This window comes from Pseudomonas sp. Sample_16 (assembly GCF_004307665.1).
Taxonomy (GTDB): domain Bacteria; phylum Pseudomonadota; class Gammaproteobacteria; order Pseudomonadales; family Pseudomonadaceae; genus Aquipseudomonas.
In genome coordinates, this window is sequence record NZ_RCOB01000128.1 from 40,370 (window position 1) to 47,221 (window position 6,852).

General features: G+C 52.6%; 5 protein-coding genes and 1 pseudogene. 1 reads left to right on the top strand and 5 read right to left on the bottom strand.

The window, feature by feature from the left end; all coding sequences use genetic code 11:
• Nucleotides 1-27: 27 nt before the first annotated feature.
• A complete protein-coding gene (locus D8U69_RS17660; RefSeq protein ID WP_241667750.1) occupies nt 28-1,089 on the bottom strand; it encodes an AraC family transcriptional regulator in 1,062 nt (353 codons plus the stop codon).
• A 61-nt stretch (nt 1,090-1,150) separates the two neighbouring features.
• On the opposite strand from D8U69_RS17660, the gene D8U69_RS17665 reads away from it, so the two are divergent.
• The gene (locus D8U69_RS17665) at nt 1,151-2,737 is read left to right on the top strand and encodes a choline dehydrogenase (protein WP_130904931.1); all 1,587 of its coding nucleotides are present in this window, start codon (nt 1,151-1,153) and stop codon (nt 2,735-2,737) included.
• Between the two features lie 142 nt (nt 2,738-2,879).
• Here D8U69_RS17665 and D8U69_RS17670 read toward each other — a convergent pair whose 3' ends face one another.
• The 4 genes and pseudogenes from D8U69_RS17670 to D8U69_RS29800 form a co-directional block, all read right to left on the bottom strand.
• A complete protein-coding gene (locus tag D8U69_RS17670; RefSeq protein ID WP_130904918.1) occupies nt 2,880-3,506 on the bottom strand; it encodes a response regulator transcription factor in 627 nt (208 codons plus the stop codon).
• Nucleotides 3,507-3,986: 480 nt separating this feature from the next.
• On the bottom strand, nt 3,987-4,946 hold the full coding sequence (locus D8U69_RS17675; RefSeq protein WP_130904919.1) for an HlyD family secretion protein: 960 nt from the start codon (nt 4,944-4,946) through the stop codon (nt 3,987-3,989).
• A 1-nt stretch (nt 4,947) separates the two neighbouring features.
• Nucleotides 4,948-5,316 carry a DUF3302 domain-containing protein gene (locus D8U69_RS17680; protein ID WP_130904920.1) on the bottom strand — a complete coding sequence of 123 codons (369 nt, stop codon included), beginning with the start codon at nt 5,314-5,316 and terminating at the stop codon, nt 4,948-4,950.
• 298 nt (nt 5,317-5,614) lie between these two features.
• A pseudogene (locus tag D8U69_RS29800) lies at nt 5,615-6,852 on the bottom strand (hypothetical protein); the annotation flags it as partial.

The following is a 6,852-nucleotide window of genomic DNA, read 5'->3' on the forward strand; positions in this document are numbered from 1 at the left end:
GGCTCACTCGCTTGAGGTCCCTTTCGATCAGTCATTGGACAGAAGCGGCAATGCCAATAATTGACGCCTCCGTTCGCCAGGCGTCGCCGCAAACCAGCGGCGGGAAGCGCGATTGAACACGCTTTGCTCGCTATAGCCGAGCATTCCGGCAATTTGCGAGATCGGGATACTCTGCTCCTTTAAATAGTAATCGGCGCGCTCACGCCGGATCTTATCGAGTATCTGGTCAAATCGTTGCTGACGCTCGGCAAGTTGGCGTTGCAGGGCGCGCTCGTGAATACCCAGGTGCTGGGCAATAATGGGCAAGCGACACTGTTGGGTCGGTAGCAGACGCGACACCACACGGTGCACTCGACCAATCAAATCAACGGTGCTGTGGCCATGGACGTGTTCAAAATATTGCACCAGTGTTCGGTGTACGTTTGGGTCCTGCGCTTCGATCCCCTGATTCAACTGCTGCTGGGTCATCACCAGCGCATTGCAGCTTTGTCCCGTACACACTTCGGTCTTGAAATAGCGGCGGTAGTGCGCCGTTGGCAGTCCGCTGACCGCGCACAATAAGACTGCCTGAGCCCTAAAGTGGGTGCCACATAGCAGTTTCATCGCCTTGTATGCCACCCCCATGGCCAACTCCAGCATTTGCCGTTGTGGCAATAGACTGGGCAACCGAAGGCCAATGATAAGGCGTGGAGACTGAGCGAGACTCAAATCCAGGTCGAGTTCAATGCCCGAACTGTGGTAACCAATAAAGCGCACAATATCTCTTAACGCATGTTCTACGCTCGCCGAATTGCGAGCCATCACGGCAATCGGCCCAAGCACTTGTAAATTCTGATATTCCGCCATGCGCAGGCCGAAGTCGGAGCAGTTCAATTCACGAGCCGCGTACTCCAATAGTTCGACCAATGAGCGTAGGGGCACTGTGGCGTCCGCTTCCTGAAGGAATTGGGATTGGATGTGAAAGCGCTGCAGCATCTGCGCGGGGTTACCACCCAGCTTGGTCACAAGTTCATGAAAGCCGCAGAAGGAGGTCGTTCGAATAAAAGCGTCCATGTCGGCCAAGATCAATTTTCTGTCGGCAAAGGTCAAGCTTATGTCATGGGCATCGCGAAAAATCCAGGGCGACAACCCACTCCTTGGAAGCCATTTTATGGAATTTGACTACATCATCGTTGGCGCCGGTTCGGCCGGGTGCGTGCTGGCCAACCGTCTTAGTGCTGACCCCAGCATTTCCGTTTGCCTGCTGGAAGTGGGCCCCCAAGACCGCTCACCCTTGGTCCACATGCCCGCCGGTGTGGCGGTCATTCTTCCCACTCGTCATGTTAACTGGGCGTATGACACCGTCCCACAACGCGGTTTGGGCGGGCGTATCGGCTATCAACCACGGGGCAAAGTGTTGGGCGGTAGTAGTTCGATCAACGGCATGGTGTACATCCGTGGTCATCACAGTGACTATGACGACTGGGGCGCGCTGGGCAATGCCGGTTGGTCCTTTGCTAACGTGTTGCCCTACTTTCGCAAAAGTGAGGCGAATCACCGCGGAGCCTGCAATTTTCACGGTGCGGACGGTGAGCTGCATGTCGGCCAGAACGACGTGCATCCGGCCACACAGGCCTTTATTGAAGCAGGACAACAGGCAGGCCATCGCTACAACAGCGACTTCAACGGACTCAACCAAGAAGGGATTGGCGCGTACGATGTGACCATCCGCGATGGTCGACGTTGGAGTACGGCCAGCGCCTTCTTAGCACCGGTGCGCGACTCACGTCACAACCTTACCGTGCTCACCGGTACCCACGCAGAGCGCATTGTGCTGGAAGGCAAACAGGCCACCGGAGTGCAGATCCGCTATAAAGATCGCACCAATATCCTGAAGGCACGCAAAGAGGTGTTGCTCAGTGCCGGTGCGTTTGGTAGTCCGCAATTATTGATGCTCTCGGGCATTGGTGCGCATGCCGAGCTTAAGCCACAAGGTATTCCGGTGCTGCACGAATTGCCCGGTGTCGGCCAGAATTTGCAAGACCATCCGGACCTGGTGCTCTGCTACAAAGCCACTGACAACTCACTGATCGGGTATTCCGTTGCAGGTGGCGTCAAAATAGCTGCGGCTGCGGCCCAGTATTGGATGCACCAGCGTGGTCCACTGGCGAGCAATTTTGCTGAAGGTGGCGCTTTCCTGAAAACCGACGCGGCTTTGGCCCGCCCTGACATCCAGATGCATTCCGTTGTCAGCATGCTCGACGACCATAACCGTAAGCTGCATTGGGGGCATGGCTTTAGCTGCCACGTTTGTGTGTTACGGCCGAAGAGTGTCGGTAGCGTGGGTCTGTTATCGGCCGATCCGAGCGCTGCGCCCCGTATTGATCCCAACTTTTTGGGGCACGAAGACGATGTGCAAACATTGCTCAAGGGGTATCGCATGGCGCGAGAAATCATTGAGCAGCCGGCCTTGGCCCGCTTTGGTCTGCAGAATATGCACCGCATTGATCCCGGCAGCGACGAGCAATTAATCAATCTGCTCCGACGGCGGACCGATTCCATCTATCACCCCGTGGGCACCTGTCGCATGGGCCAAGGCGAGGACGCAGTGGTGGACCATCAATTGCGTGTTCATGGCCTTCACGGGCTAAGGGTTGTGGATGCCTCTATCATGCCCACGCTCATCGGTGGCAACACCAATGCGGCTTCAATCATGATTGCTGAGCGAGCCGCCGAATGGGTCCTGGAGGTGGCTTGAAGCTTACCGTAGATCGCCTGTCTGACACTCGTAAGCTATCTCACGACGCAAGGGAGGAGCGCCGTGCCGCAATGTTTGCAGCAAGGCGCTATTTGCAAGCAAAAAAATTACTAGGTTGCCACAGTGATCGGGTGAGCAAAAATCAAATCACCCGATTACGCCGAGCAAAGTCAACCAACTCGAGAAAGTTAGCGACTTGCAATTTGATAATGAGCCGAGCTTTGTACGTGCTGGCGGTCTTTTCGCTGAGCATCAGCTCCTGGGCGATGTCCTTGACGCGCCGCCCACTGGCCAATTGACGTAGTACCGTCAACTCTCGGTCAGACAGAGACTTCATTAACATCTCTTCGGAGGCCAAGCGTGAAGAGGTATCAACCGAAGAAAAATCTGTGGTTGGAAAAAGGGTATATCCAGCGAGAACAATCTGAACGGCGCTCAACAACTCGGGTAAATCACCGTCCTTGGACACAAATGCGTGTGCGCCGGCTCTGGAGCACCGAATGGCGTATCGCCCCAAATCCAGGCACGAAAATACGATGACCTTCATGCGATCGGATTCGGAACGTAGCCGCTGCAATACACCAAAGCCGTCTAGCCTTGGCAGGTCTATGTCTAGGATCACCAGGTCCGGTGTCAATTGGCGTGCGAGCCTAACCGTCTCCAGTCCGCACGACGCTTCTGCCACTACTTCATGTCCACCCTTTTCAAGTAACAGGCGTACCGCCATTCGAACCACGGCATGATCGTCTGCAATCAATATTCTGGCCAAATCACACTCCCTTTGCGTGAATTCACTCCGTGTGGTGCACCCGTGCTCGCCGGCCAATTCGCATTGGTCATAAACACATGGCTCCACCGCACCGGGTCCGGCGCTTATTTAGACTCTTCGAAATGGGGTGCCAAAACTACACGAAAAAGTGATCTGACTCAGATAACGAGCACGGGGCTGCCGATACGCCCGACAGCTGAGTCGTTGACGTGTTTTAATTAGGCCTTTTTACGAAGAGCCTGCCTGTAGGGAAATCCTTCACCTATTGCTATCCAAATACCTAAGTGACGCTAGCGACCTTATGTTCACCAACCCTAGTTTCTAACCAAAGGGGGTATTACGGCACCACATTCCTACAGGGCGTTTGCGCAGCGTACGCCGATTATGCGTAGTGAGCTCACCCCTGCCTGTGCACGTCACCAAAACCAAGGCCGGCTTTGGCCCCCTACAATTATGCTGCCAAGCAGGCTACTGCCAAGATCAATGGAAAGGAAAAAGATAATTCATCCAAGAGGCCATTCTCAGAAGAATCTTACGCATCACTGCGACATGATGGAAATGCTCGCTGTATAAAGCGGCCTGACCGTAAGCGCCCCCTGGCATTTGTTTGCGATAGGAGGTGAACGCAGGGTCGGTAATTTCGATAACCACCGGGACGCGACCCGGTGGGGTAGCCCCGGGAGAACTAACCAAGGTACTTGATGCTTGGACTTGACCTTCGCCAATGACGGTCAGCACATTTTTGACCTTACCTTGAAAGACCTTACCTGGTAGACCATCAAAGGCGACTTCCGCATCGCTGCCTACGGTCAAGCGTAACAGGCTATTTTGGCGCATCCAGGCCGTGAGGAAATAATCTTCATCCGGTATAAATACCATCAACGGTCGTAATGGAACACGCGTGGCGATCATTCCGGGACGCAGTGACATTTGGGTAACAAACCCATTGGCCGGGGCGCGAATAATCGTATGGTCCAGTTCATATTGCGCCGTATCAAGCTGTGCGCTCAAATCTTCAACGCGCGCTGTAGCCGTATCCAATTCGTGCTCATTGCTAAAGCCGTGTTTGGTCATTGCTTTAATGCGATAAAGATCGCTTTGCGCCGAAACTAATTGAGCCTTGATTGATTTGAGTCGATTTGCGAACGGCACAGGGTCAAGGCGAAACAGCACATCGCCTTTTTTTAGCGGTCGGTTGGTCTGGACGGGGACTTCGATGACTTGACCCGTAACCACGGGCACGATCGGAATGGAGACATAATACGAGCGCGTCACTTCCGAATAAGGGTGGTTATAGTTCATGGTGAAAATCAAACTACCGATGAGGACGATACCGCCTAAAACGGCGGTGGGTACTGTCCATTTGGTCAGCGGAATGCGAAAAATCTTGAACACGGCCACGCAAAAGGCCGAATAAATAAGAACGAGCAGCAGATCCATGTTAATCACTCATGGTCGAATTGACAGCGGCTGGAGTGGTCTCCAGTTGTGAAACCTCCTCAAGTTGAGCAAGCCGTTGATGGAGAGCGTTGACTTGAAGCTCTAAATTCAAAACATGGTTTTGTAAGGAGGCATTATTACTGAAACCCCACCCACGATCCTCTCTGTAGAGAGTGGCCCAAATCCATAAAAACGGCCAAAGCACATGCAAGGTGAAGAGGCTAACCCAGCCGGTAGCATGAATGGCATCTTGATGAGGGTGATTACGATGTTTGGCAATGTCGTAGGGGATGTCGTGCAATACGATTATCCCATAAAACAACACTATGCCAACAAAACATAACAACCCTAAAGCAATATAGTCGAGCATAACAAATCCTAGTGCAAGTTACGAAAAGCCGTGCGGTACGCACTTGTGCATTAGGCAAGCACATGGCGCACTAAAATTCCAATTAAAACGCGGCGAATCTGTGAGCTCCCCACAGACTCACCGCGCTAGTTGTCGCGTGCAATGGTGCTTATCAATAAGCTGTCACATCACTAATGAATCTAGGATGTGTCTGTTTTTGATGCTGTAGATAGATCCGTATGTGTTGTCACTGATTCTGCTGGAGAGTCAGCAGATTTTTTGTTTAGTATAAACACCGGACCAGCTGCTACCTCACGTTTTATAACATAGTTGCTTTCTGGGAAGTCAATCCATTGAGCTCCCCCGTATCTTGACGTGCCGCTTCTACAAAGTTTTTGGGAACGCCCCCGGTTGTTGACTTTCCGTCAAAATCATCAAATACCCCCTTGGATGGGTGATTTTTCATCCCGCCATTCTTTGCAATAGAAGCCGAATCATGCGGCGACGCAACGCTATTGTCCGGCATCGGCGCTACCTTAGCGGTCCGCTTCGGATTCGTCGCCTTAGACGGCTGCGGTGCCTGTGTAGAACCACTATTGTCCGCCAACGGTGCCACTTTCGCTGTCCGCTTTGGAGTGGTTTTCGCAGGCTTAGCCTGAATGTTATTCTTAGCTGTTACTGTCCCCGGCTTGGCGGCGCTGCCACTTGCGTTAGATCCGAACACCGGTGTCTTATACGTGGATTTCGGTGCTGGTGAAGCTTTAAAAGTCGGAGCGTCGTTGTTGGCTACCGGACCCGACGGCGGCTTCGATTGATATTTCACAGAGTATTTGCCGTTTTCTTTTTTAACGTCCAGATAAAGTTTTGTCGACTCACCCACGCCTTTCGGCAGTTCGAGCCCTTTATTCCGTGCACCGGTGTAAATCACCTGGCCATGCAATTTTTCCATATCGCTCGGTTTGCTAATGACGATTGGCGCCCTTGGCTTGCCATTGGCATCCAGATAACCTTTATTGTCTAGATTAATCTTGATTGGATTTTTCTGGAGTTTAGCCAATCCCGCTTTATCGTTGACGTTGACGGCACTCATCGCCTTTTTAACTTCGTTAAATTCTACCGAGTCAAAGTTACGACCTCTGCTTGGACCAGGCTTCGCTGGCACAGCCGGCGGCTTGATCGTCGAATCCACGACGTCCAGATCTATCGGTGTCACAGGTTTCACAGGCTTCACTACTGGTTTTACAGTTGGCTTCACTGGTTGAGGGTTAAGTTTCATCTTCGTCCCCACGACCTCCAGCTTAGGCGGGCTCATATCAATCTCCCACGCAATACCTTTTGGATAGGTTTTGGGTGGTTTTGGGGGAGACATATCAATTTCCCACGCAATGCCTTTTGGATAGGTCTTGGGCGTTACTACAGGAGTCTTTGTTACGACCGGTGGTGTCTCCTGAGGCAAAGGGCTTGTCGGCTTAACCTTGTTACCCGAGCCGCTCGGGATCTTAGTCGGGATACCCAGCTTGATGTCGTTGCCGGCGATCTTCTGATCCTGGTTCACCA

What these genes read in the sequence shown, in the direction of transcription:
- D8U69_RS17665 (WP_130904931.1), top strand. Translation starts at nt 1,151, where the DNA reads ATGGAATTTGACTACATCATCGTTGGCGCCGGTTCGGCCGGGTGCGTG.
- D8U69_RS17675 (WP_130904919.1), bottom strand. Translation starts at nt 4,946, where the DNA reads ATGGATCTGCTGCTCGTTCTTATTTATTCGGCCTTTTGCGTGGCCGTG.
- D8U69_RS17680 (WP_130904920.1), bottom strand. Translation starts at nt 5,316, where the DNA reads ATGCTCGACTATATTGCTTTAGGGTTGTTATGTTTTGTTGGCATAGTG.